Below are 25,405 nucleotides of genomic sequence, written 5' to 3'. Positions count from 1 at the left end.
GCAGAAGGGTTCCGGGCATATAGCCCGGAACCCTTCTTTATGCCCGCATTAGCGGGCGGAAATCCCGGATCAGATGTTGAAGCCGAGGGCCCGCATCTGGTCCTTGCCGTCGTCGGTGATCCGCTCCGGACCCCATGGCGGCATCCAGACCCAGTTCAGGCGCCAATCGTCAACAACTCCGTCGAGGGACTTGCCTACCTGTTCTTCAAGCACATCCGTCAGCGGGCAGGCCGCCGTGGTCAGTGTCATGTCGATCAGGAGGGCGCCGTCCTCGTCGGAGTACTTCAGGCCATAGAGGAGGCCAAGGTCCACCACGTTGACTCCGAGTTCGGGGTCAATGACGTCCTTGAGCGCTTCCTCGACATCCTCGAGGCTGGTGCGCGCCGCGTTGATTTCGGTCATGGAACGATCCTAACTAGGCCTGCACAGCAGGAGCAACGGCAACGCCGGCGCCTGGCGCGTAGCGGTCGTAGCCCTCTTCTTCAAGGCGGTCGGCAAGCTCGGGGCCACCTTCCTCAACAACCTTGCCATCCACGAACACGTGGACGAATTCCGGCTTGATGTAGCGCAGGATGCGGGTGTAGTGGGTGATGAGCAGGGTGCCCATGTTACCGGCGTCGTGCGCACGGTTCACACCTTCGGAGACAACCTTCAAAGCATCGACGTCGAGGCCGGAGTCGGTCTCGTCCAGGATGGCGAACTTCGGCTTGAAGAGTTCCAGCTGCAGGATCTCCACGCGCTTCTTCTCACCACCGGAGAAGCCTTCGTTGACGTTGCGCTGGGCGAAGTCGGCGTCGATGCGCAGCTGCTGCATGGCAGCCTTGACGTCCTTGGTCCAGGTACGAAGTGCCGGTGCTTCGCCGTCGATCGCGGTCTTGGCGGTGCGCAGGAAGTTGGTCATGGTCACACCGGGGACCTCCACCGGGTACTGCATGGCCAGGAAGAGGCCGGCGCGGGCGCGCTCGTCAACGCTCATGTCCAGCACGTTCTCGCCGTCCAGCGTGATGGTGCCGCTGGTGACCGTGTAGCGCGGGTGGCCGGCGATCGTGGAGGCGAGGGTGGACTTTCCCGAGCCGTTGGGGCCCATGATGGCGTGGGTTTCGCCGGTCCTGATGGTCAGGCTGACGCCCTTCAGGATCTCCTTGGTGCCCTGCTCCGTCTCAATGCTGACGTGCAGGTCGTTGATCTCAAGAGTAGACATGCTCTTCTTTCTTTTCGTTCGTAAGTCTGGCGGTACTGGGCGCTCAGTAGTTCTCTACCGAAGCGCCGTTCACAACGTTGGTCACGTCCACGTAAACGTCATCGCCGTCGAGGGTGACGGCGAACACGGGCACGGGATCGTAGGCGGGCAGCTGGAGGGGTTGTCCGCTGCGGAGATCGAACTGGGAACCGTGTCCCCAGCATTCGATTGCGCAACCTTCAACTTCGCCTTCGGACAACGAGATATCCGCATGCGAGCAGGTATCGCCAATGGCGTGGATTTCGCCCATGGAATCCCTGACGATCGCTACGGGATAGTCGTCAATGAGAACCCGCAGGGCCTGCTTGACCTGGATGTCATTGGCGTTGCATACCAGTTCGCCCTTGGTTTGTTCACTCATGCTTGTCCGGACTGCCTGTCTTTGTTGGGTTCGTCGTTAGTTCTCGGTCGCCGCGAGCTCGCGCTCAACAGCGTCCGTCAGGCGATCTTCGATGGCCGGTACGTTGATCTTCTGGATGATCTCGTTGAGGAAGCCGCGGACTACGAGCCTGCGGGCAACTTCTTCCGGAATACCGCGGGCCATGAGGTAGAAGAGGTGCTCGTCGTCGAAACGTCCGGTAGCGCTGGCGTGGCCTGCACCGGCAATGAGACCCGTCTCGATCTCCAGGTTCGGCACGGAGTCGGCGCGGCAGCCATCGGTCAGAACCAGGTTCTGGTTCTTCTCGTAGCTGTCGGTTCCTTCGGCATTCTTTTGGATCAGGACATCGCCCACCCATACGGTGTGTGCACCCTTGCCTTGCAAAGCACCCTTGTACAGCACGTTGGACACGCAGTTCGCCTGACCGTGGTCAACGAACGTGCGGTGCTCAAGGTGCTGGCCGGCGTCTGCGAAGTACAGGCCGAAGAGTTCAACCTCGCCACCCGGAGCAGCAAAGCGTGCAGTCGGGGTGACACGGACGAGGTCTCCACCGAGGCTGACCACGATGTGCTTGAACTTGGCATCGCGGCCGATCTTCGCCTGCTGGGACGAAGCATGAACGGAGTCATCGTTCCATTCCTGCAGGGACACTACGGTCAGCTCTGCGCCATCCTCAAGAACGATTTCCACGTTCTCCGACACAACGGCAGAACCTTCGTGGCCGAGGACCAGGACACCCTTGGAGAACTTCTCCGCCACCACAACGATGTGCTGGGCAGCGGCATCGGTACCGGCGCCGGTCAAGGTAACCGTGATTTCCGACTCGAGCGTGGTCTCCGAGGGAACCGTGATCACAGTGGCTTCCTTGAAGCCGGACCAGGCGTTGGCAGAAACACGGTCTTCCGGAATGCCGGCCAGACCGATGCGGCGGTCATCACGGCCGACAGTTTCGACAGTGACGCCGGCGGGTGCGGAAACCGTGACAGCCGGCGCCGCGCCGATAAGGGCTTCGGAGTGCAGCCCACGGAGACGACGAAGCGGAGTAAACCGCCAGTCCTCTTCGAGTCCGGTCAGTGCCTTGAAATCGTCAAGGTTGTACGAGGTGAGACGGCCGGCGCGGGAGCTGTCCGGGACGCCTACCCCGCCACCGTGGGAGTGGCTCTTGGACGAAGCGCCCGCGAGCGGACCCGCCGACGGCTTTGCCGCCGTCGAACCGTCAGCGTTGATGGGCGAGAGGTTCTCGCCTTCCTCCGTGAAGCCGTCGATAAAGGGCTGTGCTGAAGGCGCGCCGATGCGGGCCTTTTCAGTAGTGATATCAGTCATTATTAACCGACGGATCCTTCCATCTGAAGTTCAATCAAGCGGTTCAGCTCAAGGGCATATTCCATGGGCAACTCGCGGGCGATCGGCTCGATAAAGCCGCGCACGATCATGGCCATGGCCTCGTCCTCCGGCATTCCGCGGGACATCAGGTAGAAGAGCTGTTCTTCGCTGACACGGGAAACGGTGGCCTCGTGGCCGAGTACGACGTCATCCTCACGGATGTCGATGTACGGGTACGTGTCCGACCGCGAAATGGTGTCCACCAGCAGCGCGTCACAACGAACCGTGTTGGCAGAGTGCTTGGCACCCTCGCGGACCTGGACCAAGCCGCGGTAGGCAGCGCGGCCACCACCACGGGCGACTGATTTGGAAATGATGGAACTCTTGGTGTTCGGCGCGATGTGGACCATCTTTGAGCCGGTGTCCTGGTGCTGGCCCTCGCCTGCGAAAGCGATGGACAGCGTCTCACCCTTGGCATGCTCGCCAACGAGGTAGACGGCCGGGTACTTCATGGTCACCTTGGAGCCGATGTTGCCATCGACCCACTCCATGGTGGCGCCCTCTTCGCAGATGGCACGCTTGGTGACCAGGTTGTACACGTTGTTGGACCAGTTCTGGATGGTCGTGTAGCGGACGCGTGCGCCCTTCTTCACGATGATCTCCACGACCGCGGAGTGCAGCGAGTCCGAGGTGTAGATCGGAGCCGTGCAACCTTCGATGTAGTGAACGTAGGAGTCCTCATCGGCGATGATCAAGGTGCGCTCGAACTGGCCCATGTTCTCCGTGTTGATACGGAAGTAGGCCTGGAGCGGGATGTCGACGTGCACACCCTTGGGCACATACACGAATGATCCGCCGGACCAAACAGCCGTGTTCAGCGATGCGAACTTGTTGTCGCCCACGGGGATGATGGTGCCGAAGTACTCCTGGAAGATCTCAGGGTGCTCACGCAGCGCGGTGTCGGTGTCCAGGAAGATGACGCCCTGGGCTTCCAGGTCCTCACGGATCTGGTGGTAGACAACCTCGGACTCGTACTGGGCGGCCACGCCCGAGACGAGGCGGCTGCGCTCAGCTTCCGGAATACCCAGTTTCTCGTAGGTGTTCCGGATGTCCTCGGGAAGGTCTTCCCAGGTTGCCGCCTGCTTTTCGGTGGAGCGCACGAAGTACTTGATGTTATCGAAATCGATGCCCGAGAGGTCCGCACCCCAGGTAGGCATGGGTTTGCGGTCGAAGTACTTCAGGCCTTTGAGGCGCAGATCGAGCATCCATTCGGGCTCGTTCTTCTTCGAGGAGATGTCGCGGACGACCTCCTCGTTGAGGCCACGACGGGCATTGGCGCCTACGTCGTTCTTGTCGGCCCAGCCGTACTCGTAGTTTCCGATACCGTGCAGTTCGGGATTCTTCTCCAGAATCTCCGAGATCACAGTGCCGTCGGCTACCGCTTTCTCTGCTATTTGGTCCGTCATCACGGCCTTTCTTGCTGGTTGTTAGATTCCTGATACGGGCTCTTGGGTTGCACTTCGGCGCCTGGGGGCACCGTGGCAGCCAATCGCCCGGTAGGTATGTGGGTGGTGCAAACATGTCCGCCCTGCGCGAGCGTCGAGAGGCGCCGGACGTCGACTCCCACCAAACGGGAGAAGACCTTGGTCTCGGCATCGCAGAACACCGGGAACTCCGCGGCGAGACGTTGAATGGGGCAATGCCCTTGGCACAGCTGAACGCTGGACAACGCTGCGGGCAACGGGGCCTTGGCTTCGATGGAATGGGCGGAGGCAACAAAGCCGTCGCGGCTCAATGCCTTGGATAGTGCCATGGCCCTGGCGGTGATGTCGTCCCCTGCGGCCTGGACTTCCGGTGCATAGCGCCTTTCCATGTCCGCGAAACGCTCTTCCGCATACTCCCGGACAGCGTCCTCGCCCGCAAGTTCCTGGAGGCGACGCAGGGCCGAGCTTGCGATGTTCAGGTAGTCATCGCCCAGCTTGGACTGCCCCTGTGAACTCAGGACATAGCGACGCGCGGGCCGACCGGCACCTGAACCGGCCTTGGCAACACGCTTGACCTCAATGACGCCACTGCGTTCAAGATGGTCAAGGTGCCTGCGAACGGCGGCGGGAGTAAATCCGAGGAGATCTCCCAGCTCGGCTGCGCTGACAGGACCATTCTCGAGCACGGCGCTGAGGACGCGGTCACGGGTGCGGTCATCCGCGTCCGGCAGCGAGGGTGAGGCAACAAGGGCCTCTCCCGCTGCAGCATGCCGCTTTTGGGGCATGGATACTGGACTGCTCATGGAATACACAACACAATCATGTCGTAATTTGTTTCACGCATCCAGTAAGGCAAGACTGACCTTGGCTCCGCGCCAAGTGTGACCGGACTACTTCACGTAGAATACTTTGGTGCGCTCACCCGAATCTCCTGTCCTCACCATAGACGGACTCATCAAGGATGTAGGCCCTTTGGCCTCCCTCGACGGCAAAATGTTACGGGTGGTCAGTGGACTGTCCCTGGTGGCAGAGCGTGGCCAGGTAACCGCACTTCTTGGTGCGAACGGGGCCGGCAAGACCACCACGCTGGAGTGTGCCCAGGGCCTGCAGAAGCGAACCGGTGGCTCCATCACCCTTCTGGGGGCGGATCCGGATACTGCAGGTGCTGAACTGCGCGCCCGGGTAGGCGTGATGCTCCAGGACGGTGGCCTGCCGCCGTCGGCCCGTCCGATCCCGCTGTTGCGCCACGTGGCCGGCATGTACAAGAACCCCATGAACGTCGATGCCCTGGTGGAGCGGCTGGGCATCAACCAGTTCAGCAGGACCGGGGTGCGGCGTCTTTCCGGGGGTCAAAAGCAACGGCTGGCTTTGGCGGCGGCCCTCGTTGGAAACCCGGAGATCCTGTTCCTTGATGAGCCCAGTGCCGGGCTCGATCCGCAGTCGCGGCAAATGGTGTTCGAACTTATTGCCGAACTGCGGGACGCGGGCATGGGAATCGTTCTCACCACGCATCTGATGGACGACGCCGAGCGGCTTGCGGACTACGTCTACATCATCGACGGCGGACACAACGTGGCGGAAGGGACAGTGGCTGAACTCCTCAGGCATGACCACTCCGCCGAATCCGGAGCGTCAGACCGGACTCTGTACTTCGATGCTCCTGCAGGTCTCGACTTCGCAAGCGTCGTGGGAGCCGGGCTCCGCATCACCGAGTCCCGCTCCGGAAGTTACGCCATTGCCGGCGCCATAACTCCCGCTGACCTCGCCGGGCTGACTGCCTGGTGGGCGGAACGGAACATCATGCCTGCATCGCTGCGCCTGGAATCACGAAGCCTCGAGGACGTCTTCCTCGACATCTCCGGAAGGGACCTCCGATGACCGGCCTCCTCGCTCCCAACGCAGGTCCGGCGTCCCTGCCCCGCCGCATCATGCAGCAAGGACGGTACGAAACCATCACCATGCTGCGCAACGGTGAACAGCTCATCCTCGCCATCGTCCTGCCGCTGATGGCCTTGGTGGGCCTGGTGGTGACCCCGCTGCTGGACGGTCTCGGTCCCTCGCGGGTAGATACCGCTACGCCGGGCATCCTGGCTCTTTGCGCCATGTCCACCGCGTTTACCGGACAAGGCATTGCCACAGGATTTGATCGCCGCTACGGGGTGCTCCGCTTCCTCTCCACCACCCCGCTTGGCAGGGGCGGCCTCATTGCAGGGAAGATCCTTGCCGTGCTGGTGGTCCTTGCCCTCCAGGTCCTGGTGGTTGGCGCCGTGGCAGGTTTCCTTGGATGGCAGCCACGCCCGGAAGCCTGGCTTCCCGGGCTGGGCCTGCTCGTCCTTGGCGCAGCAGCTTTCACGGCTCTCGGTTTGCTGGTGGCCGGCACTGTGCGGCCCGAGGCTACGCTCGCCATTACCAATTTGCTCTGGATCCTGCTGGGTGCGCTGGGCGGAATCGTCGTACCGGCCGATCGCCTGCCGGCGGTTCTGCAGGGCATTGTGCATTTCCTGCCTTCCGGGGCACTTGGGCAAGGACTGAGGGATGCCTTCCTTCAGGGCACCATTCCCTTGTCTGCCGTTGTGATCCTGCTGCTGTGGACCGTGCTGGCAGGCGGCGCGGCCATCCGCTGGTTCAAATGGAACTAAGCAAATCCGAGCAAAACTGATCCGAGCAGAACTAAGAAGTGAGAAAACTGTGAGCACGGCATCCCGCCTCCCGAAAACCGTCCAGCAATGGACATCCAAACTGCCCACCGAGGTCAACTCGGCCGTACGTCGCTTGGCGTTGCTGTCGCTCATCGGGCAGACCATCCTGGTGGTGACAGGGGGCGCCGTACGGCTTACGGCATCCGGTTTGGGCTGCCCTACATGGCCCCGCTGCACCAACGACTCCTTGGTCAATACCCCCGAAATGGGCATCCACGGTTTCATTGAGTTCGGCAACCGCCTGCTCACCTTCGCCCTGGCCGCCGTCGCCGCGCTCATGCTGGTGTACCTGTGGAACCTCCGCAAGCAGCGCCGGGACCTCTTCCTCCTGGCACTTGGCCTTCTTGCCAGCATCCCGGCGCAGGCCATTATTGGCGGGATCACCGTGCTCTCCAACCTCAACCCCTGGGTTGTGGGCCTGCATTTCCTGGTATCCATGGCACTGGTTGTCTTCGCAACTTTGCTGGTCAACAGGGCCTACGGGCGAACGGGCCGATTCATGAACAGGACCCTGCCGGCACTACCTTCAGTAACTCGTCCCCTGATGATGGCGGTTGCCGTGTTCTCCGCTATCGCTGTCATGCTCGGCGTCGTAGTTACAGGAGCCGGCCCGCACGCCGGCGATGCGGACGCGCCCAGGAATGACCTCGACTGGGATCTCTTCTCACACATCCACGCCATTCCCGCCTACCTCATCACGGCCGGCACCCTCCTCGCCGTGTTCCTGGTGGTCCGGCGCAGGATCAGTGGTCCGTTCCGCACTGCTGCCTTCCTCTTGCTGGGCGTGACGTTGCTGCAGGCAGTCATTGGCTTCACCCAGTACTACAACGGCATTCCGGCGCTTCTGGTGGGCGCGCACATGCTGGGCGCTGCGCTGCTGATGAGCGCTGCCACGAATGCAGCGGACGTCGCCAAACACAGTCCGGTCGGCTAGGCGTACTTGTCGGGTTGGGAACATGCCCTCGGGTAACGCGCTTCTGGTAGCTGGTTACCTGCCAGTGGCTAGAGGCGAATCAACTGGGCTGGGTCGGCCCTGGATGCAACGAGGGCAGGGTACGCGGCAGCGATGGTGCCGCTCAGGGTGCCTGCGCCGATTCCCCAGAGTGCGGCAAACCCTGGAATGGCCGGCACCCAGCCCTCACTCGCCGCATAGCTAAGGACAGCGGCCATTCCAATGGCGGCCCCTGCTGCGCCGCCGATCGCCCCGACGATGGCCCCTTCCAGGAGAAACATGCAGCCCAGCGGCCAGCGCCGCATACCGAGGGCCCGCCTCAAGGCGATCTCATTGAACCTCGCTGTCACTCCGAGATACATCGTCGTGCCTGCGCTGAGGCACGCGATGGCCAACAGGACGACAGAGACTATCGCTACCAGTCGGCCGAGATCCGAATTGATTCCTTGCTTGAGTTCGCGTAGGTCAGCTACCGTCTCAATCTTGACGGCGCCCGTTTCGGTGGGATTTAGCGCCTTGGGAATTGCCTCCGCAATTGCGGCAGGCATTCCGGGGTCCGTGCGCAAAACCAGGCTGGCCGCCATTCTGTCTGTGACGGAATAGGATCCGAGTCCCACCACCACAGCTTCGGTCAGAATGGGGTCCCGTCCCGGGTCCGTAATGAGGCCGACCACCGGAACAGGTTGCCCAAAGAGCCAGACGACGGCGCCGGGCCCCGGGGTGCCGATGCCCAGATCCTGCGCTGCTCCTCGACCGATAAATGCCACTGGACCACCAAATGATTGATCGAGCAGGGCCGGGTCACCGAACGAAACCGTTGCGCCTTGTATCGCCAGATAGCCGGAGTCCGCCACTCTGACTGCCCCACCAAATACGGGTTGATCAGGAAAAGTGCCTGGGCGGAAGGTTGACGGGAGGACAACCGAAGCCGATAGCTCGGCGACAATTCCGCCTCCCCGGACTCCCTTAAGCTGCTTTGCTCGTCCGAGGTCGGATCGGACCGCATCCCAGGATGGGTATCCGCCGTCGCGGTTTACTCGGACTTCATCGCTGGCGGCGTCGTCAATGCGGTCCGCGACCTTAACGGCGGCGCTTTCGCTAAGACCGATGGCTGCGACCAAGCCACCGCTGCCGATGAGAAAAGCCAGAATCAAGAGCAGTGCCTTCCCGGGTCGTCCGGTAAGGGCGGAGAGTGCCTCGGCAACGAGGTCGGTGAACTCACTTATGCGCTGACGCTTGAGGGCGGACGCGGATGGGGAAACCTGTGCGTCCGTCGCCGTCGCTTGACGGATCGCCGCTCCTGTATCACTGATCACCTGGCCGTCCCGCATCGTGATGACTCTGTCTGCGGAGGCGGCAATGCCCGGATCATGAGTGACCATGATGACGGTGGTCCCGCCCTCGTGAAGCTCGCGTAAGTGCTGCAGCACAATCGCGCCGTTGGCTGTGTCGAGGCTTCCAGTGGGCTCGTCAGCGAGGATAACGTCTGGATCACCGACGACAGCGCGGGCGATTGCGAGCCGTTGCCGTTCACCGCCAGAGAGCATCGCCGCCGGTGTTCCCACGCGATGGTCGAGGCCAAAACGATGTAATTGCGGCCAGACCAGCGATTTCTGAAGCGCCGCCTTTATCCCCCGGGCGCGAAGACCCAGCGTGGCGTTGCGTGCTGTTGAGTCGCGTCCCACCACATGGGAGTCCTGAAAGACAAATCCAAATGTACGGGCCCTGCTTTCAGCGCGTTGGCCCTCGTTGAATCCTGCCGTGTTCGCGCAGCTAAGGAGGTAGGTGCCGCTGGTCGCCGTATCCAAAAGGCCCAGGATGTTGAGGAGCGTCGACTTGCCGGAACCTGAAAGTCCCACGATCGCTACAAATTCCCCCGCATGGATATCCAGGTCGATGCTTCTGAGCGCTTCCGTTCCCGAAAAGGAGCGGGTGACCCCACGCAGGCTTAGGAGCGCCGGCCGACCGTTCGGGTCGCACTTTGCTGGTTCAGGCACAGTTGTTCGATCATGGGAGTCGGACATGATCCCCTTCCGCAATGGACGGGACATCTGCCAGGGCAGCCCACCCGTCGGCTTGGCCCGTCACAGAGACATCCACGCGTCGGACATCTGGGCCGGCCTCAACCTCAACGAAGGCACTGCCTCGCTCCTGACGGATTGCGATCAGAGGGACCGCCAAGGTTTCAGGGGCCGCGGTGATGGCAGTGACCGTTAGTGTCTGCCCGGACGAAAACCCTGCACTGCCGGCCGTCAGCGGCAGCGTTATGTCCTTTCCCGGAATGTCGCTGCTGTCTTTTCCTCCTGCGATGAAAGCACTTACTCCGGCAACCTTTGTGTCAAGGGTTGCCGATCCGGCACGGACTGTCACAGCTGCACCCACGGGGAATGACTCCGCCTGCAGCACGTCGGCACGCGCGACGATGGTGTCAGGGGCGATGGTTACGTTGGCGACGATGCCGTCCTCTCCGAGGACAGTTCCCGGTTGTGCAATAGTTGCGATCTTTCCAACATCGCCAGGGATCTGGACGAATTCCTGCCAGCGGAAGATGACGGCCGAGGTGTTGGTATCGTCGCCATGATTATCGGCCGACACCTCCGTGGGCGCCTTTGAGCCAGCAGCCAGGTACCAATTGGAGAGTGCCAGCTGGGTTCCGTGGTCGAATACACCGCTGGCGGGCACAGGAAATCCAAAATTGGTGAGCGCCTCCTGGAGACCTTTGACGTCAGGCCCGGACTGACCCGGTGAAATGTCCCGGTAGAGCGGGACGGCGGACGGCATGACAAGGAGTGGGCGGCCGGAGACGACGGCCACAAGTTGCCCAGGCAGGAGCTCGTCGCCAGGTGACTTGGCAGCAGACGTCACCACCAGGCGGGCAATTCCGCTGGAGGCGGCAGCCTTGATGGCTGACTGTGTCCCAGGGACGACCTTGCCGGACAAGACGACCTGCTTTATGACGGCGCGCCTCTCCACAGTGGCGGATACAGGAACCGTTTGCTGGGAGGCCTGAGGTGACTCGGCACTCTCCGCCGCGCTGATACCTGCCCAGTAGGCGGCCCCCAGCCCGCCCACTACCAGCACCAAGACGCACGGGAGGAGCCACCATCGCGGAATGCGCCGCATTGCAGAGTTGAGCTGGGTTTCAGGGTTCTGCATGGTTTCAGAGCTTGGCATCGGCCACGCCGTGGTCCCTCAGCACCTGCTTGGCCCGTTCGACGGATGCAGCTTTCTGGCTAGCGACTTCATTGAGCTCGGCCTGATGGTCCTTCATTTGCGCGGCCTCGTACTGCGCGAGGATGTCATACGGAAGCTGTGCCCCGCCGCTGGAGTCCTTGCATTCGACATCAAGCAATGCCATCCGAACTTCCTCTTCTTTGGACGCTGCGCCTTGGAAAGACCACGAATCCGAGCCGGCGAGCTTCAAACCCTTGGCCGCCACGCAGTCCTCCCATGCCCGCCGATATGACAGGTAATCCGGGTCTCGATCAGTTAAGGCCAAGGAAGTCTGAACTATCCTGTTCTGAACCGACTGATCGACGGCCAATCCTTCGAGGAGCTCCGGAAACCCCGCCCGTCCAACAGAGTTGTAGCATTTGGTTTCGGCTTCCTGTTGTCGTGCAGTGACGGGAGATCGCTCGGGCTGCGCGTCCAGCACGCCCGGGATTTTGCGGATTTCCGGGCTGAACCCGTTCCTCGCGGCAAGGGCCCGGGACCACTGACCGTAACTGCGGTCCTGCAGTGCCTTACCGGCTCCACCCCGCGGAGCCCCGCCGAAGCCCGCATCTTCGACGCAATCGTAGATAAGGAATGCGACCGCGGTGTTAACGATGAGGTTCTCTCGATCCGAGTACCAATAGCTGCTCATGGGGAGGAGGACTTCGCCGGTGATCTCGTTGAGAGAAGCCCTTGCCCCCGCTCCGTCAGAACGGTCGACGATCGGAAGGCTGCCATCGGAACCGCGGTCTGGCGGTGAAGCTGGAGGTGCTGAACAAGCTGCTCCCAACAGAGCCACTATCGTGACGATGACAGCAAAAACCGCGGCGAGACCAACGTCCCGGGTCCTCAAGAACTCAGCCCCAAACACTTGAGATTTCGTCATCCCAATTCACGCCGGGAATCATGGCACTGCCACGCAGATCATTCATTGCGTTGCCGCCCCGGAAAATTATGGCGTGGCCGTCATAGTTGGCATCCCGATAGAAGTACACGTAGGGCGAGGCCCAGTCTGACGGCGGCCCAACTACCAAGGAACTGGCTTGGTCATTTGCGGCGTTGCCGACGTAGGAAGTTACCCAGCCGAAGGTGCGTTGGGTTCCTGTGAACCAATAGTTGTCATAGAGGCACACCCTGGCCGTTGAGCAAGCTGGGGCGGCTTGGGCTGCGCTTACTCCTGTCAGGACCGAGGCTGACGCTACTGCCAAAACACCCATCGTGCGAAGTACGGCTTTCATGGTTTCCCCAATGCTCGATTTGAATCGGAACAACTTTGTTCCTCCACGAACGGTAGGTCTCCAAAGGCACCACCTAGACGCAAAAGAGGCTTATCTAGGTGGTGATTTCATCAACTTTGAGTGGTCAGATCGCCAAAATAGGTGGTGTGAGCACTCCATCTAGGTGCTCAGCGATGGGTCCAAGCGGTCGGGATGTGAGCGAGCGATGAGCTCAAGCGGTAGGGATGTGAGCGAGCGATGGGGGAAACGGAACGACGTCGGCACTCAGGTGAGTGCCGACGTCGTCGGATATTGCTGCCGGACGGAGCGGTGGACTTAGCCGCCGATGATCGGGGAACCGATGAACGGATCCACAGCCAAGGCGATGAAGAGGAGTGTCAGGTAGCTGATGGAGCCGTGGAAGACCTTCATGGCGCCCTTGTTGGAGACATCGCCGCCCTGCGCACGCTTGTAGAGGGCGTGACTTTCGTAGAGGAACCATGCACCGGCGGCCACAGCAACGATCGTGTAGACCCAGCCCGCGCCTCCGACCGGAATCATCAGCAGCGAACAGGCAACCATGGCCCAGGCGTAGAGGACTACCTGCACCGAAACGACCTTGGCACCGGCGATCGCACCGAGCATGGGTACCTTGGCGTTGCGGTAATCCTCGCCGTAACGCATGGACAGGGGCCAGTAGTGCGGAGGCGTCCACAGGAAGATGACCATGAAGAGGACGATTGCGGGCCATTCGACAGTGTTGGTGACCGCGGCCCAGGCAATGAGGACCGGGAAGCAGCCCGCCGCGCCGCCCCAGACAATGTTCTGGGCTGTGCGGCGCTTGAGGATCATCGTGTAGATGACCACGTAGAACACGATGGCGCCAAGTCCAAGCCAGGCGGAAAGCGGGTTTGCGCCGAACCACAGGATGGCGATGGACGCGGCACCAAGGATCCAAGCGAAAACGAGGGCTTCCCGGGGGGAGACTTCGCCTGTCACCAGCGGGCGCTTTTCGGTGCGGTGCATCAGTTTGTCGATGTCGCGGTCGATGTAGCAGTTGAACACACCGGCGCTGCCGGCTGCGAAGGCGCCGCCGACGAGGGTTGCCAGGATCAGGCCGATGGAGGGGAAGCCGCGCTGCGCAAAGATCATGGTGGGCAGGGTGCTGACCAGGAGCAGCTCGATGACACGGGGTTTGGTCAGAGCCAGATACGCCTTTAATTTACGGGAAGTTCCGATGCTTCCCCGGGCCGGGGAAGCGTTGACGGGCGTATCAGTTGTGCTCACGGCGGCAGTCACTCTGTTCTATGCTCTGGGGTTCTCGCAGCGGATGTCGTCCCGGCTTTCGAAAGCAAACACGGGCGCATGAACCGCTGGTGGCCTCCAAATATCATACCGTGGCCGGAAGAGGCCCGATGTCCGCAAAATACGCCAATGTTTCCGAATCTTCACTGCTCCCGGGGGCAATCGTGATTCATATAAGGGAATTTCTGTCCAGTTAGTGGGATTCCCTGAGTTCCATGACACGTTTGGGGCTAAGCTGTTGAGCAGAACAGCACACGTTGATCATCCGGGAAACCGTATTCTCGGATATCCGTGGGTCTGGATGAGAGATCAACGTTTCAATGGTGAACGGCTGGTAGACACATTGCAGCGGGCGCCATCCTGTGCTTCCTGCGTGCCGTGTCCATACGCCTGCCGTCAGCACAGAGAGGGGCTCGGTTTTCGTGCCACATTTGGAAGAGCAAGAACTGTCATGGACCGATCTGGACAAGAAGGCTGTTGACACCGTTCGCGTGTTGGCTGCTGATGCCGTGGAGAAGGTCGGAAACGGCCACCCCGGCACGGCGATGAGCTTGGCTCCGGCAGCATACCTGCTGTTCCAGAAGCTGATGCGCCACGATCCGAAGAACCCGGACTGGCTGGGCCGCGACCGCTTCGTGCTGTCCCCCGGTCACACGTCGCTGACCCTTTACATCCAGTTGTTCCTTTCCGGCTACGGCCTGGAGCTGAAGGACCTTGAAGCACTGCGTACCTGGGGTTCGCTGACCCCGGGCCACCCGGAGTACAAGCACACCGCCGGCGTGGAAATCACCACCGGCCCGCTGGGCCAGGGCCTGGCTTCGGCCGTCGGCTTCGCCTACTCGCAGCGTCGCCAGCGTGGATTGTTCGACGCCGATGCTCCCGCCGGCGAGTCGCCGTTCGACCACACCATCTGGGTCATCGCTTCCGACGGCGACCTGCAGGAAGGTGTCACTTCCGAGGCATCCTCGCTTGCCGGACACCAGGAACTGGGCAACCTCGTTGTGATCTACGACGAGAACCACATCTCCATCGAAGACGACACCGACATCGCCTTCACCGAAGACGTCCTCAAGCGCTACGAGGCCTACGGCTGGCACACCCAGCGCGTTGACTGGACCAAGACCGGCGAATACGTCGAAGACGTGCAGGAACTGTACTCGGCACTTCTGGCTGCCAAGGCCGAGACGAACAAGCCGTCCATCATCTCGCTGCGCACCATCATTGGCTACCCGGCCCCGAAGAAGCAGAACACGGGCAAGATCCACGGCTCTGCCCTGGGTGCCGAAGAAGTCACTGCATTGAAGAGCGTGCTCGGCTTCGATCCGGCCAAGTCCTTCGACGTTGACGAAGAAGTCCTGGCCCACGCCCGCAAGGTCCTTGACCGCGGTGCCGAGTCCCGGGCCGCATGGCAGGCATCGTTCGAGGCATGGCAGTCTGCCAACCCGGATGCCGCTGCCCTGCTCGAGCGCGTCGAAGCGAAGAAGTTGCCGGCCGAGCTTGACGCTGCGCTTCCTGTCTTCGAAGCCGGCAAGGACGTTTCCACCCGTGCGGCATCGGGCAAGGTCCTCAACGCCATCGGTCCGGTCCTTCCTGAGCTTTGGGGCGGTTCGGCAGACCTCGCCGAGTCGAACAACACCACCATCGAAGGCTCGCCGTCGTTCATCCCGACCTCGCGCTCCACGGATGCCTGGAAGGGCAACCCGTACGGACGTGTCCTGCACTTCGGTATCCGTGAGCACGCTGCCGCCTCGATCGTGAACGGCATTTCCCTGCACGGACGCACCCGCGCGTTCTCCGGCACGTTCCTGATCTTCAGCGACTACCAGCGCCCGGCTATCCGTCTCGGCGCACTGATGGGCGTTCCGTCCCTGTATGTGTGGACGCACGACTCCATCGGTTTGGGCGAAGACGGACCTACCCACCAGCCGGTGGAGCAGCTCGCTTCCTTGCGTGCCATCCCGGGCCTGGACGTTGTCCGCCCGGGCGATGCCAACGAGGTCTCCGCTGCATGGAAGGCCATGCTGGAGAACCACGAAAACCCCGCCGGCATTGTGCTGACCCGCCAGAACATCCCCACCTACGCCCGCGGCGAAGGTGAAGCCGCCGGTGACACCTTCGCTTCCACCGCAGGCGTTGCCAAGGGCGGTTACGTCCTGGCCGAAGCCTCCAAGGACGGCGAGACCGTTGACGCACAGGTCATCCTGATCGGCACCGGCTCGGAAGTCCAGCTCGCAGTCCAGGCCCGCGAAGCCCTCCAAGCAGAAGGCATCGCAGCTCGCGTCGTGTCCATGCCCTGCGTTGAATGGTTCAACAAGCAGGACGAGGCCTACCGCGAATCCGTGCTGCCGGCGGCCGTCAAGGCCCGTGTTTCCGTCGAAGCCGGCCTTGCCCTTGGATGGCGCGAATTCGTCGGCGACGCCGGCCGTTCGATCTCCCTGGAGCACTTCGGCGCCTCGGCTGACTACAAGCGGCTCTTCAACGAATTCGGCATCACCGCCGAAGCCGTCGCCGCTGCAGCCAAGGACTCCCTCGCAGACGCCAACGCGTAACAGCCTGATACCTCACAACAGGAGAAACCACATGTCTACAACTCCCACGCAGCAGCTTTCCGACGCCGGCGTTTCGATCTGGCTCGACGACCTCTCCCGCACCCGCCTGGAAACGGGCACTCTGCAGAAGCTCATCGACGAAAAGAACGTTGTTGGTGTCACCACCAACCCGTCCATCTTCCACGCCGCGATCACCTCCGGCACGGACTATGACGCAACCATCGCGGCCAAGGCGGAAGCCGGGGCCAGCGTCGAAGAGACCATCTTCGAAATCACCACGACCGATGTCGCCGATGCCTGCGATCTCTTCGCCCCGATTGCCGCGGCCACCAACGGTGTCGACGGCCGCGTTTCCATCGAGGTGGACCCCCGCCTTGCCTGGGACACCGAGGGCACCATCGCCGAGGCCAAGCACCTCTACGCGAAGGTCAACAAGGACAACGTCCACATCAAGATCCCGGCTACCTTGGAGGGCCTCGAGGCCATCACGGCCACCCTGGCCGAGGGCATCAGCGTCAATGTCACTCTGATCTTCTCCTTGGAGCGCTACCGCGCCGTCATCAACGCTTTCCAGTCCGGCCTGGAGCAGGCCAAGGAAAACGGCCACGACCTCTCCAAGATCCACTCCGTTGCCTCGTTCTTCGTCTCCCGCGTGGACAGCGAGATCGACAAGCGCCTGGATGCCATCGGAACCGAAGAAGCCAAAGCACTCAAGGGCAAGGCCGGCGTTGCCAATGCACGTCTGGCCTATCAGGTCTACGAAGAGCTCTTCTCCACCGAGCGCTGGGCAGTTCTGGCTGAGGCCGGCGCACTCCCCCAGCGTCCTCTGTGGGCTTCCACCGGCGTGAAGGACCCCGCTTACCCGGACACCCTCTACGTCACGGAGCTCGTTGCTGCGGGCGTAGTGAACACCATGCCCGAAAAGACCCTCGATGCCACGTTCGACCACGGTGTGGTCACCGGCGACACCATCACCGGGACGTACGACGAAGCGAACGAGACCCTCAACGCCCTCGAAGCGCTGGGCGTCTCCTACAACGACGTCGTGACCCTTCTTGAGACCGAAGGCCTCGAGAAGTTCGTGGGCTCCTGGAAGGAACTCCTCGCCGACGTCGAAGGCGCACTCGTCACCGCACGGAAGGCCTCCTAAGCGACCATGAGCACACTCAGTTACGACGCCAGCGGTGCTGCGCAGCAAGCCATCGCCAAGCACATTGACGGCCTGGTCGAAGACAGGATCGCCACCCGCATCTTTGCCAAGGACCACACACTGTGGGGTCCCGACGCGGAGTCTGAGGCGGCCATCCGTCTCGGTTGGGTAGAAGCGGCCACGGTTTCCCAGTCCCTGGTTGGCGACATCCTGGAGCTTCGTGATGCCCTTCGGGCCGAAGGCGTCTCGCGCATTGTCCTGTGTGGCATGGGTGGGTCCTCTTTGGCTCCCGAGGTCATTGCCGGCACCGCTGGCGTCGAGCTGACTGTGCTGGACAGCACCGACCCTGAACAGGTCAGTGCAGCGCTGGCGGACCGTTTGGCTGAAACTGCCATCGTTGTCTCTTCCAAATCAGGTTCCACCGTAGAGACCGACTCGCAGCGCAGGGTCTTCGAGAAGGCGTTCAACGACGCCGGCATCGACGCCAAGAGCCGCATCATTATCGTCACAGACCCTGGTTCGCCGTTGGACAAAGCATCCCGTGAGGCCGGCTACCGTGCCGTTTTCAACGCGGATCCCAACGTAGGCGGCCGCTTCTCGGCCCTGACCGCTTTCGGCCTTGTCCCTTGTGGCCTGGCTGGCGTGGATATCCAGGCGTTCCTGGATGAAGCAGAAGAAGCAGCCGAGATCCTGAACGAGGATTCGACCGACAACATCGGTCTTGCCCTCGGCATTGCCCTGGGTGGTACCTCTCCCTTGCGCAACAAGATCGTCATCGCCGAGGACGGCTCCGGCATTGTTGGCTTTGCTGACTGGGCTGAACAGCTCATCGCAGAGTCCACGGGCAAGCTCGGCACGGGTGTCCTGCCCGTGGTTGCCGGTCCGGACTCCCCCGAAGCCCTTGGCGGCGCCGAGGATGTCCTGGTGGTCCGTCTGGTAAGTGCCGATGCCGACATCGAACTTCGCGAAAACGAGGTGGCGATTGCCGGCGGGCTTGCTTCCCAGATGTTTGTGTGGGAGTTTGCCACGTCCGTGGCGGGCCGTCTGCTTGGCATCAACCCGTTCGACCAGCCCGACGTCGAGGCTGCCAAGGTGGCTGCACGCGGCTTGCTGGATGCCCGCCCGGAACCCACGCCTGCAGCGTTTACCGACGGAGCAGTGGAAGTACGCGGAGGCGAATGGCTCGGCTCTGCGGATTCGGTAACTGATGCCGTGCAGGCCCTGCTCGGCCAGCTTGGCTCGGATGGCTACCTTAGCGTCCAGGCCTACCTTGACCGCATCACCCATGCTCCGCTTGAGGGTATCCGGGATGAACTCGCAGCTGTATCGGGCCGTCCGGTGACCTTCGGCTGGGGACCGCGGTTCCTGCACTCGACCGGCCAGTTCCACAAGGGCGGACCGGCCATCGGTGTATTCCTGCAGATCACCGCGGCCTCGTCCACTGACCTCGAGATCCCTGAGCGTCCGTTCACCTTCGGCCAGCTCATCGCTGCCCAGGCGTCCGGTGACGCCCAGGTCCTGGAAGGCCATGGCCGCCCTGTGCTTCGCCTGCACCTCACCGAGCGCGCTGCCGGCGTAGCTCAGCTTCAGGAAGTCGTCGCTGCGTTGGCCGGCCAGGCCAGCTCACTCGAAAGCTAAGGCACATAGAAAAACATGCCAGAAACTGAAAACGGCAGGAAGAACGGCGGCCTGCGGAACCCTTTGCGGGATCCGCGGGACCGCCGCCTGAACCGCATCGCCGGGCCGTCGTCGTTGGTCTTCTTCGGAGTGACCGGCGACCTCGCCCGCAAGAAACTCATGCCGGCGGTCTACGACCTCGCCAACCGGGGCCTGTTACCGCCGAGCTTTGCACTGGTGGGATTCGGGCGCCGGGACTGGGACAACGCCGATTTCGCGGCTGAGGTCAAGGAAAACGTCAAGGCCCACGCCCGTACCAAGTTCGACGAAGGTGTCTGGGAGCAGCTCGCTTCCGGTATCCGTTTTGTTCAGGGCGAGTTCGACGACGACGACGCTTTCGAGCGTCTGGGCGATGTCCTGGACGAATTGGACGAAACCCGCGGCACCCGTGGCAACCACGGCTTCTACCTGTCCATCCCGCCGAAGGCGTTCGAGCAGGTATGTCGTCAGCTTTCCAAGCACGGCTTGGCGCAGGCCCAGCCCGGCCAGTGGCGCCGTGTGGTGATCGAGAAGCCGTTCGGCCACGACCTCGAATCAGCCCGCCAGCTCAACGACATCGTGGAGTCCGTGTTCCCGCCTGATGCGGTGTTCAGGATTGACCACTACCTGGGCAAGGAGACGGTCCAGAACATCCTGGCTCTTCGCTTCGCGAACCAGCTGTTCGAACCCCTCTGGAATGCCAACTACGTGGACCACGTCCAGATCACCATGGCCGAAGACATCGGCACCGGTGGCCGCGCAGGCTATTACGACGGTGTGGGTGCAGCCCGCGACGTCATCCAGAACCACCTGTTGCAGCTTCTGGCGTTGACTGCCATGGAAGAGCCGATCTCATTCAACGCAGATGACCTGCGTGCAGAGAAGGAAAAAGTCCTCGCAGCTGTTAAATTGCCAGAGGACCTCTCCACGCACTCCGCCCGCGGCCAGTTCACCGGCGGTTGGCAAGGCGGCGAGAAAGTCCTCGGTTACCTGGACGAGGACGGCATCCCGGCAGATTCGAAAACCGAGACGTACGCCGCGATCCGCGTGGACATCAATACCCGCCGGTGGAACGGGGTTCCGTTCTACCTGCGCGCCGGAAAGCGCCTGGGCCGCCGCGTCACCGAAATCGCAGTGGTCTTCAAGAGGGCACCCAACCTGCTCTTCCGTGACCACGGCGAGGACGACTTCGGCCAGAACGCCGTAGTTATCCGTGTCCAACCCGACGAGGGCGCCACGATCCGCTTCGGCTCCAAGGTGCCGGGCACGCAGATGGAAGTCCGCGATGTCACCATGGACTTCGGCTACGGGCACTCGTTCACAGAGTCCAGCCCCGAAGCGTACGAGCGTCTGATCCTGGACGTGCTGCTCGGCGAGCCGCCGCTCTTCCCGCGCCATCAGGAAGTGGAACTATCCTGGAAGATCCTGGATCCGTTCGAGGACTACTGGGCCGGGCTTGATGAGCAACCGCAACCCTACGCACCCGGCAGCTGGGGACCGGCATCGGCCGATGCCCTGCTGGCCCGTGACGGACGAACCTGGAGAAGGCCATGATCGTAGATCTTCCCGATACCACTACTTCCAAGATCTCCAAGAAGATCATGTCGCTGCGCGAACAGGGTGGCGTGATTGCCTTGGGCCGGGTCCTGACGCTGGTTGTGGTGACCAAGTCCGGGCAGGAAGAAGAAGCCATCGAAGCGGCCAATGAAGCCAGCCGGGAACACCCCTGCCGCATCATTGTGCTCGCCGACGCCGGGTCTGAAGGCCCCGATCGTCTGGACGCCCAGATCCGCGTCGGTGGAGACGCCGGCGCGTCGGAAGTCATCGTCCTGCGCGGCCACGGGCACATGGCCCACGAGAGCGAATCCCTGGTTTCGGCTCTCCTCCTGCCGGACGCTCCGATCGTGGCCTGGTGGCCGCACGGAGCCCCGGAGAGCGCCTGTGAAACCTCGATAGGCCGGATTGCGCACCGCCGCATCACCGACTCCGCCAACGAGCCCGATCCCCGCCTGGCATTGGAGAACATCCGTGCTACGTACAAGGCCGGCGATACCGACCTCGCGTGGACGCGCCTGACCAATTGGCGCATGCAGCTCGCTGCAGTCTTCGACCAAGTGGATGGTGACCCTGTCTCCGCCGTCGCTGTGGAGGGTGCCTCGGACTCCCCCAGCACCTTGCTCTTGGCGGCATGGCTGAGCTTGGCCCTGCAGGCGCCTGTCACGATTGTGGCGGACCCCGCGGGCACCGGCATTCGCCGCGTTCGTCTTACCCGCGCCAGTGGTGACGTGCAGCTGTTCCGTCCGGGCTTGTCCGTCGCGGAGCTGACGCAGCCGGGACAGCCGGCGCAGCGTATCACGCTTCCCCGGCGAAGCCTCAAGGATTGCCTCGCCGAGGAACTCCGGCGGCTGGATCCGGACGAAGTCTTCGGAGAAGTGATTACGATGGGACTGCCACTTACCAGCCAGAGGAGAGTCCAAACCAGTGCACGCTGAGCCAAGAGTAAGCATCCACCCGGATTCAAAGGTGTTGATGGCCGCAATCGCGGCGCGACTCATCACCAAACTAGTGGATGTCCAGGACAAGCACGGCGAGGCCACAGTGGTGCTCACCGGTGGCACGGTGGGCATCGGTACCCTGAAGGCCGTTGCCGACTCCGCCGCGGCTCCGGCCGTGGACTGGTCGAGGGTCAACTTCTGGTGGGGGGATGAACGGTTCGTTGCCGCTGACAGCGACGACAGGAACACCCGCCAGGCCCATCAGGCGCTCTTGTCCCACCTGCAGGTGGACCCGGCCAGGGTGCATGAGCCCGGCTCAACAGATCAATTCGCCACGGCGGATGAAGCTGCAGCGGCCTACGAAGCCGAGCTCAAGGCGGCTGCGGAGGCGGAGCACGCCGCGGACATGTCGGACGACAGGCCTGAACAGCCTGGAAACCTGCCGCGTTTCGATGTCCTGCTGCTCGGTGTAGGACCGGATGCGCACATTGCCTCGCTCTTCCCCGAGCAGGCGGGCATCCGCGAGAAGAGCCGCGCCGTTGTTGGCGTCGAAAACTCGCCCAAGCCCCCGCCGTCGCGTATTTCTTTGACATTGCCGGCGATCAATACCGCTCAGGAAATCTGGATGGTGGTGGCGGGTGAGGACAAGGCCGGCGCCGTGGGCTTGGCTTTGGCCGGTGCCAATCCGGTCCAGGTTCCCGCAGCGGGGCCGGCAGGACGCACCAGGACTCTATGGCTCATTGACGAGAACGCAGCCTCACGTGTCCCCCAGCAGTTGGTCCGAAAGGATCCCGCGGGCGCGTAGTCTTTCCAACGCTCCGGCCAGGACAATTTCAGCGTCCTGGCTGGAGCGTCTTTCTTTAACGTAGTCCAGATGGGATTTGAAGAGTTCGTCTTCCGGTCGTGGATTGGCTGGAGTCTCAGGATCACGTGAAGCGGGCATTCCGCACTTGGGGCAGTCCCAGGTCTTCGGGATCTGCTCGTCGGGAAGCTTAAGAAAAACAAGCCGCGTTTCGTGTCCCTTGGCACACCAGTAGGGAACCCGAATACGCGGCAGTTGCTCGCCTTGGCCGTGGTCGCTGTGATTTCTGGGTTCAGACCCCTGGGCCACACCCACGCGGGTGCCCCGATAACCTGGCGTGCCATGAACCATTTTCGAACCCCTAGCGACTCGGTGGTCGGCCGTCACGGCCCTGGAAGCTTTACAGCCAACAGGGCCAGTCTAATGCGAGGGGCCCGACGGCGGCACTGGTAGTTGTGTGCCGATCCGGACACAAAAATGGGGAGGCTCCCGTCAAGGAACCTCCCCACCCGGTGGCTGCTAGGAGTCGCCGCCCGAGGTGAAGCGCATAATGAGCCCCAACCCGATGATGACAACGCCCCAAGTGACGCCAAGAATGATGGTGAAGCGGTTCAGGTTGCGCTCGGCAACACCGGAGGAGCTCAACCCCGAACTCATTCCGCCACCGAACATGTCGGACAAACCGCCGCCACGTCCCTTGTGCAGGAGGATAAGTAGCGTCAGCAGAAGGCTGGTGATAGCCAGCAGAATCTGCAAAATGACTTGAAGAACGTCCACGACGGCCTTTCGAAGAAGCGGAAAACGGGAGCCGGACTAGTCCGTGACGAGGTGGCTCTCGAACCTGACAATGTTAGCAAATTCTGCGGGGTCCAGGCTGGCGCCACCCACAAGCAGTCCATCAACGTCTCTTCCAGCCATAATGGCGGCGGCGTTGTTGGCCTTGACGGAGCCTCCGTAGAGCAAGCGGGTCTTGGCCGCGACAGCGTCATTAAAAAGCACTGCGAGTTCTGCGCGGATGGCGGCGCACATTTCCTGCGCGTCCTCCGGGCCCGCTACCTCACCGGTACCGATGGCCCAGACAGGCTCATAAGCCACGACGAGATCCGCGGCTTGTTCGTCAGTCAGTCCGTCAACCCCCGCACGCAGCTGCGCGAGAGTGTGCTCAACGTGGGTGCCTGCCTGGCGGATTTCGAGGCCTTCGCCCACGCAGAGGACGGGAGTGACCTCATGGCGGAAGGCTGCCTTGACCTTGGCGTTGAGGACCTCGTCCGATTCGTTGTGGATGGTCCGTCGCTCGCTGTGACCCACCAAAACATAGGAACATCCCAGCTTGTTAAGGAACTGGCCGGAAATGTCGCCCGTGTAGGCTCCCGAGTCGAACTGCGAAAGATCCTGGCCGCCATAGACGATGTCGAGCTCGTCGCCCTGGACGAGGGTTTGGACTCCGCGCAGATCGGTGAAGGGGGGGAACACGGCGACCTCAACGCGGTTGTAGTCGTGCTTGGCGTCGGAGAGGGTCCACGCGAGCTTCTGCAGCAAGGTGATGCCTTGCACGTGGTCCATGTTCATCTTCCAGTTACCGGCGATGAAGGGCTTACGGACGAAGTTGCCGTTGGCGGAGGTAGTCACATGTACTCCAAAAGAATGCGTTGGGATGTGGAACGGCCGGCAGGACGCAGTGGCGTCCTGCCGGCCGGTTTGTTGCTTTAGCGGTCCAGGACGCTCAGGCCGGGAAGTTCCTTGCCTTCAAGGTATTCAAGGCTGGCGCCGCCACCTGTGGAGATGTGGCCGAACTGCGAATCCTCGAACCCGAGGGTACGGACTGCGGCAGCAGAATCGCCGCCACCCACCACAGTGAAGGCCACGGTGTCCGTCAGCGCCTGGGCGATGGCCCGGGTGCCATTGGCGAACGCTTCGAATTCGAAAACGCCCATGGGGCCGTTCCAGAAGACGGTCTTGGCGCCCTCAATCTGGGCAGCGAAAGCCGACGCTGATTCAGGTCCGATATCCAGGCCGATGCCGGAAGCGCCAAAGGTGCTCTCCTCGATGGCATCTGCTTTGACGACCTCATGCTCAGCATCCGCTGCGAAACGGCTGGCCACAACAACGTCAGTTGGAATGACGAAGGAGGTGCCTGCATCGGCAGCACGCTTGAGGTAATCCTGGACAACCGGAATCTGGTCTTCTTCAAGGAGGCTGCCAGCAACCTTATGCCCTGCTGCTGCAAGGAAGGTGAACAGCATGCCGCCACCCACAAGGATGGTGTCGGCCTTGCCCAGCAGGTTGTCGATGACGGCCAGTTTGTCGGAGACCTTGGACCCGCCAAGAACCACGACATACGGGCGCTGGGTGTCAGTGGTCAGTTTCCGCAGAACTTCCACCTCGGTATGGACAAGATCACCGAGATACGACGGAAGCCGTGTGGCGACGTCGTAGACACTGGCGTGCTTGCGGTGGACTGCACCGAATGCGTCGTCCACGTACGCTCCATTGCTGCCCGTCAGGGCAACCAGCTCATCAGCGAAGGCGCCGCGTTCGGCGTCGTCTTTGCTGGTTTCGCGGGCGTCAAAGCGGACGTTCTCCAGGACAAGCACGTCGCCGTCCTGCAGCGCAGCGGCATGCTCCTTGGCGGAGTCACCGACTGTATCCGCAGCAAGCTGGACCTTGAAGTCAGCGAGTTCGGCAAGGCGCTCCACTGCGGGCTTCAATGAGAACTTGGCTTCAGGCGCGCCCTTGGGGCGTCCGAGGTGGGCTGTCACGAGCACACGGGCACCGGCGTCCGAGAGCTTCTTGAGGACCGGGAGGGAGGCCTTGATGCGGCCGTCGTCGGTCACTGTAGAGCCGTCGAGCGGCACATTCAGGTCACTTCTGACCAGAATGTACCGCCCGCGGACACCTTCAGCGATGAGTTCGTTGAGGGTGTGAGATGTCATGTGTCTAC

General features: G+C 62.2%; 24 protein-coding genes. 9 read left to right on the top strand and 15 right to left on the bottom strand.

Going from position 1 to position 25,405, the window contains the following annotated elements; genetic code table 11:
- Positions 1-69 precede the first annotated feature (69 nt).
- Genes JMY29_RS09975 through JMY29_RS09950 form a run of 6 tightly spaced genes read right to left on the bottom strand, consistent with a single transcriptional unit; the run spans position 70 to position 5,229 of the window.
- Positions 70-402, bottom strand: coding sequence for a metal-sulfur cluster assembly factor (locus tag JMY29_RS09975; RefSeq protein ID WP_018777579.1), 333 nt, complete (start codon positions 400-402; stop codon positions 70-72).
- 13 nt (positions 403-415) lie between these two features.
- Complete coding sequence (sufC, locus tag JMY29_RS09970; protein ID WP_018777578.1) at positions 416-1,201, bottom strand: Fe-S cluster assembly ATPase SufC; 786 nt, start codon at positions 1,199-1,201, stop codon at positions 416-418.
- Between the two features lie 43 nt (positions 1,202-1,244).
- Positions 1,245-1,601, bottom strand: a complete 357-nt coding sequence (locus JMY29_RS09965; RefSeq protein ID WP_018777577.1) for a non-heme iron oxygenase ferredoxin subunit — start codon at positions 1,599-1,601, stop codon at positions 1,245-1,247.
- Between the two features lie 36 nt (positions 1,602-1,637).
- Entirely contained in the window at positions 1,638-2,942 is a 1,305-nt protein-coding gene (gene sufD, locus JMY29_RS09960) for a Fe-S cluster assembly protein SufD (RefSeq protein ID WP_018777576.1), read from the bottom strand.
- A gap of 2 nt (positions 2,943-2,944) precedes the next feature.
- Positions 2,945-4,408, bottom strand: coding sequence for a Fe-S cluster assembly protein SufB (gene sufB / locus JMY29_RS09955; RefSeq protein ID WP_018777575.1), 1,464 nt, complete (start codon positions 4,406-4,408; stop codon positions 2,945-2,947).
- Positions 4,408-5,229 carry a helix-turn-helix transcriptional regulator gene (locus JMY29_RS09950; RefSeq protein ID WP_026267140.1) on the bottom strand — a complete coding sequence of 274 codons (822 nt, stop codon included), beginning with the start codon at positions 5,227-5,229 and terminating at the stop codon, positions 4,408-4,410. The genes sufB and JMY29_RS09950 overlap by 1 nt, the downstream gene beginning before the upstream one ends.
- A 109-nt stretch (positions 5,230-5,338) precedes the next feature.
- Between JMY29_RS09950 and JMY29_RS09945 the strand changes: the two genes are divergently transcribed.
- Genes JMY29_RS09945 through JMY29_RS09935 form a run of 3 tightly spaced genes read left to right on the top strand, consistent with a single transcriptional unit; the run spans position 5,339 to position 8,059 of the window.
- The gene (locus tag JMY29_RS09945; RefSeq protein WP_189075585.1) at positions 5,339-6,304 is read left to right on the top strand and encodes an ABC transporter ATP-binding protein; all 966 of its coding nucleotides are present in this window, start codon (positions 5,339-5,341) and stop codon (positions 6,302-6,304) included.
- Positions 6,301-7,065 carry an ABC transporter permease gene (locus JMY29_RS09940; protein WP_018777572.1) on the top strand — a complete coding sequence of 255 codons (765 nt, stop codon included), beginning with the start codon at positions 6,301-6,303 and terminating at the stop codon, positions 7,063-7,065. The genes JMY29_RS09945 and JMY29_RS09940 overlap by 4 nt, the downstream gene beginning before the upstream one ends.
- Positions 7,066-7,114: 49 nt before the next feature.
- Positions 7,115-8,059, top strand: coding sequence for a COX15/CtaA family protein (locus JMY29_RS09935; protein ID WP_018777571.1), 945 nt, complete (start codon positions 7,115-7,117; stop codon positions 8,057-8,059).
- Between the two features lie 68 nt (positions 8,060-8,127).
- Here the strand turns inward: JMY29_RS09935 and JMY29_RS09930 are convergent, their stop codons facing one another.
- The 5 genes from JMY29_RS09930 to JMY29_RS09910 form a co-directional block, all read right to left on the bottom strand.
- The gene (locus tag JMY29_RS09930) at positions 8,128-10,074 is read right to left on the bottom strand and encodes an ABC transporter ATP-binding protein/permease (protein WP_189075586.1); all 1,947 of its coding nucleotides are present in this window, start codon (positions 10,072-10,074) and stop codon (positions 8,128-8,130) included.
- A 10-nt stretch (positions 10,075-10,084) separates the two neighbouring features.
- Complete coding sequence (locus JMY29_RS09925; protein WP_079581462.1) at positions 10,085-11,233, bottom strand: peptidoglycan-binding domain-containing protein; 1,149 nt, start codon at positions 11,231-11,233, stop codon at positions 10,085-10,087.
- A gap of 4 nt (positions 11,234-11,237) precedes the next feature.
- Entirely contained in the window at positions 11,238-12,143 is a 906-nt protein-coding gene (locus JMY29_RS09920) for a hypothetical protein (RefSeq protein ID WP_189075587.1), read from the bottom strand.
- 4 nt (positions 12,144-12,147) lie between these two features.
- Positions 12,148-12,528, bottom strand: coding sequence for a peptidase inhibitor family I36 protein (locus JMY29_RS09915; protein ID WP_156369816.1), 381 nt, complete (start codon positions 12,526-12,528; stop codon positions 12,148-12,150).
- A gap of 315 nt (positions 12,529-12,843) precedes the next feature.
- On the bottom strand, positions 12,844-13,806 hold the full coding sequence (locus tag JMY29_RS09910; RefSeq protein WP_018777566.1) for a heme o synthase: 963 nt from the start codon (positions 13,804-13,806) through the stop codon (positions 12,844-12,846).
- Positions 13,807-14,234: 428 nt separating this feature from the next.
- Here JMY29_RS09910 and tkt point away from each other — a divergent pair, with 428 nt between their 5' ends.
- Genes tkt through pgl form a run of 6 tightly spaced genes read left to right on the top strand, consistent with a single transcriptional unit; the run spans position 14,235 to position 22,467 of the window.
- On the top strand, positions 14,235-16,361 hold the full coding sequence (gene tkt, locus JMY29_RS09905) for a transketolase (RefSeq protein ID WP_189075588.1): 2,127 nt from the start codon (positions 14,235-14,237) through the stop codon (positions 16,359-16,361).
- 31 nt (positions 16,362-16,392) lie between these two features.
- Positions 16,393-17,511, top strand: a complete 1,119-nt coding sequence (gene tal, locus JMY29_RS09900; protein WP_018777564.1) for a transaldolase — start codon at positions 16,393-16,395, stop codon at positions 17,509-17,511.
- Positions 17,512-17,517: 6 nt separating this feature from the next.
- Complete coding sequence (locus tag JMY29_RS09895; RefSeq protein WP_039241221.1) at positions 17,518-19,149, top strand: glucose-6-phosphate isomerase; 1,632 nt, start codon at positions 17,518-17,520, stop codon at positions 19,147-19,149.
- Between the two features lie 15 nt (positions 19,150-19,164).
- Complete coding sequence (gene zwf / locus JMY29_RS09890; protein WP_039241219.1) at positions 19,165-20,721, top strand: glucose-6-phosphate dehydrogenase; 1,557 nt, start codon at positions 19,165-19,167, stop codon at positions 20,719-20,721.
- Entirely contained in the window at positions 20,718-21,659 is a 942-nt protein-coding gene (locus tag JMY29_RS09885; RefSeq protein WP_018777561.1) for a glucose-6-phosphate dehydrogenase assembly protein OpcA, read from the top strand. Before zwf ends, JMY29_RS09885 begins: the two co-directional genes overlap by 4 nt.
- Before the next feature lie 37 nt (positions 21,660-21,696).
- A complete protein-coding gene (gene pgl / locus JMY29_RS09880; protein ID WP_055976065.1) occupies positions 21,697-22,467 on the top strand; it encodes a 6-phosphogluconolactonase in 771 nt (256 codons plus the stop codon).
- Here the strand turns inward: pgl and JMY29_RS09875 are convergent.
- From JMY29_RS09875 to JMY29_RS09860, 4 genes are all read right to left on the bottom strand, one after another.
- Positions 22,420-22,815 carry an RNA polymerase-binding protein RbpA gene (locus JMY29_RS09875; protein ID WP_082499804.1) on the bottom strand — a complete coding sequence of 132 codons (396 nt, stop codon included), beginning with the start codon at positions 22,813-22,815 and terminating at the stop codon, positions 22,420-22,422. The genes pgl and JMY29_RS09875 overlap by 48 nt on opposite strands.
- Positions 22,816-22,983: 168 nt before the next feature.
- The gene (secG, locus tag JMY29_RS09870; protein WP_018777559.1) at positions 22,984-23,241 is read right to left on the bottom strand and encodes a preprotein translocase subunit SecG; all 258 of its coding nucleotides are present in this window, start codon (positions 23,239-23,241) and stop codon (positions 22,984-22,986) included.
- Between the two features lie 36 nt (positions 23,242-23,277).
- A complete protein-coding gene (tpiA, locus tag JMY29_RS09865) occupies positions 23,278-24,093 on the bottom strand; it encodes a triose-phosphate isomerase (RefSeq protein ID WP_055975693.1) in 816 nt (271 codons plus the stop codon).
- A gap of 77 nt (positions 24,094-24,170) precedes the next feature.
- The gene (locus JMY29_RS09860) at positions 24,171-25,397 is read right to left on the bottom strand and encodes a phosphoglycerate kinase (RefSeq protein WP_018777557.1); all 1,227 of its coding nucleotides are present in this window, start codon (positions 25,395-25,397) and stop codon (positions 24,171-24,173) included.
- Positions 25,398-25,405 lie beyond the last annotated feature (8 nt).

The sequence above is a fragment of the Paenarthrobacter nicotinovorans genome (assembly GCF_021919345.1).
Taxonomy (GTDB): domain Bacteria; phylum Actinomycetota; class Actinomycetes; order Actinomycetales; family Micrococcaceae; genus Arthrobacter; species Arthrobacter nicotinovorans.
This window is presented reverse-complemented; position numbering and strand designations above follow the sequence as displayed.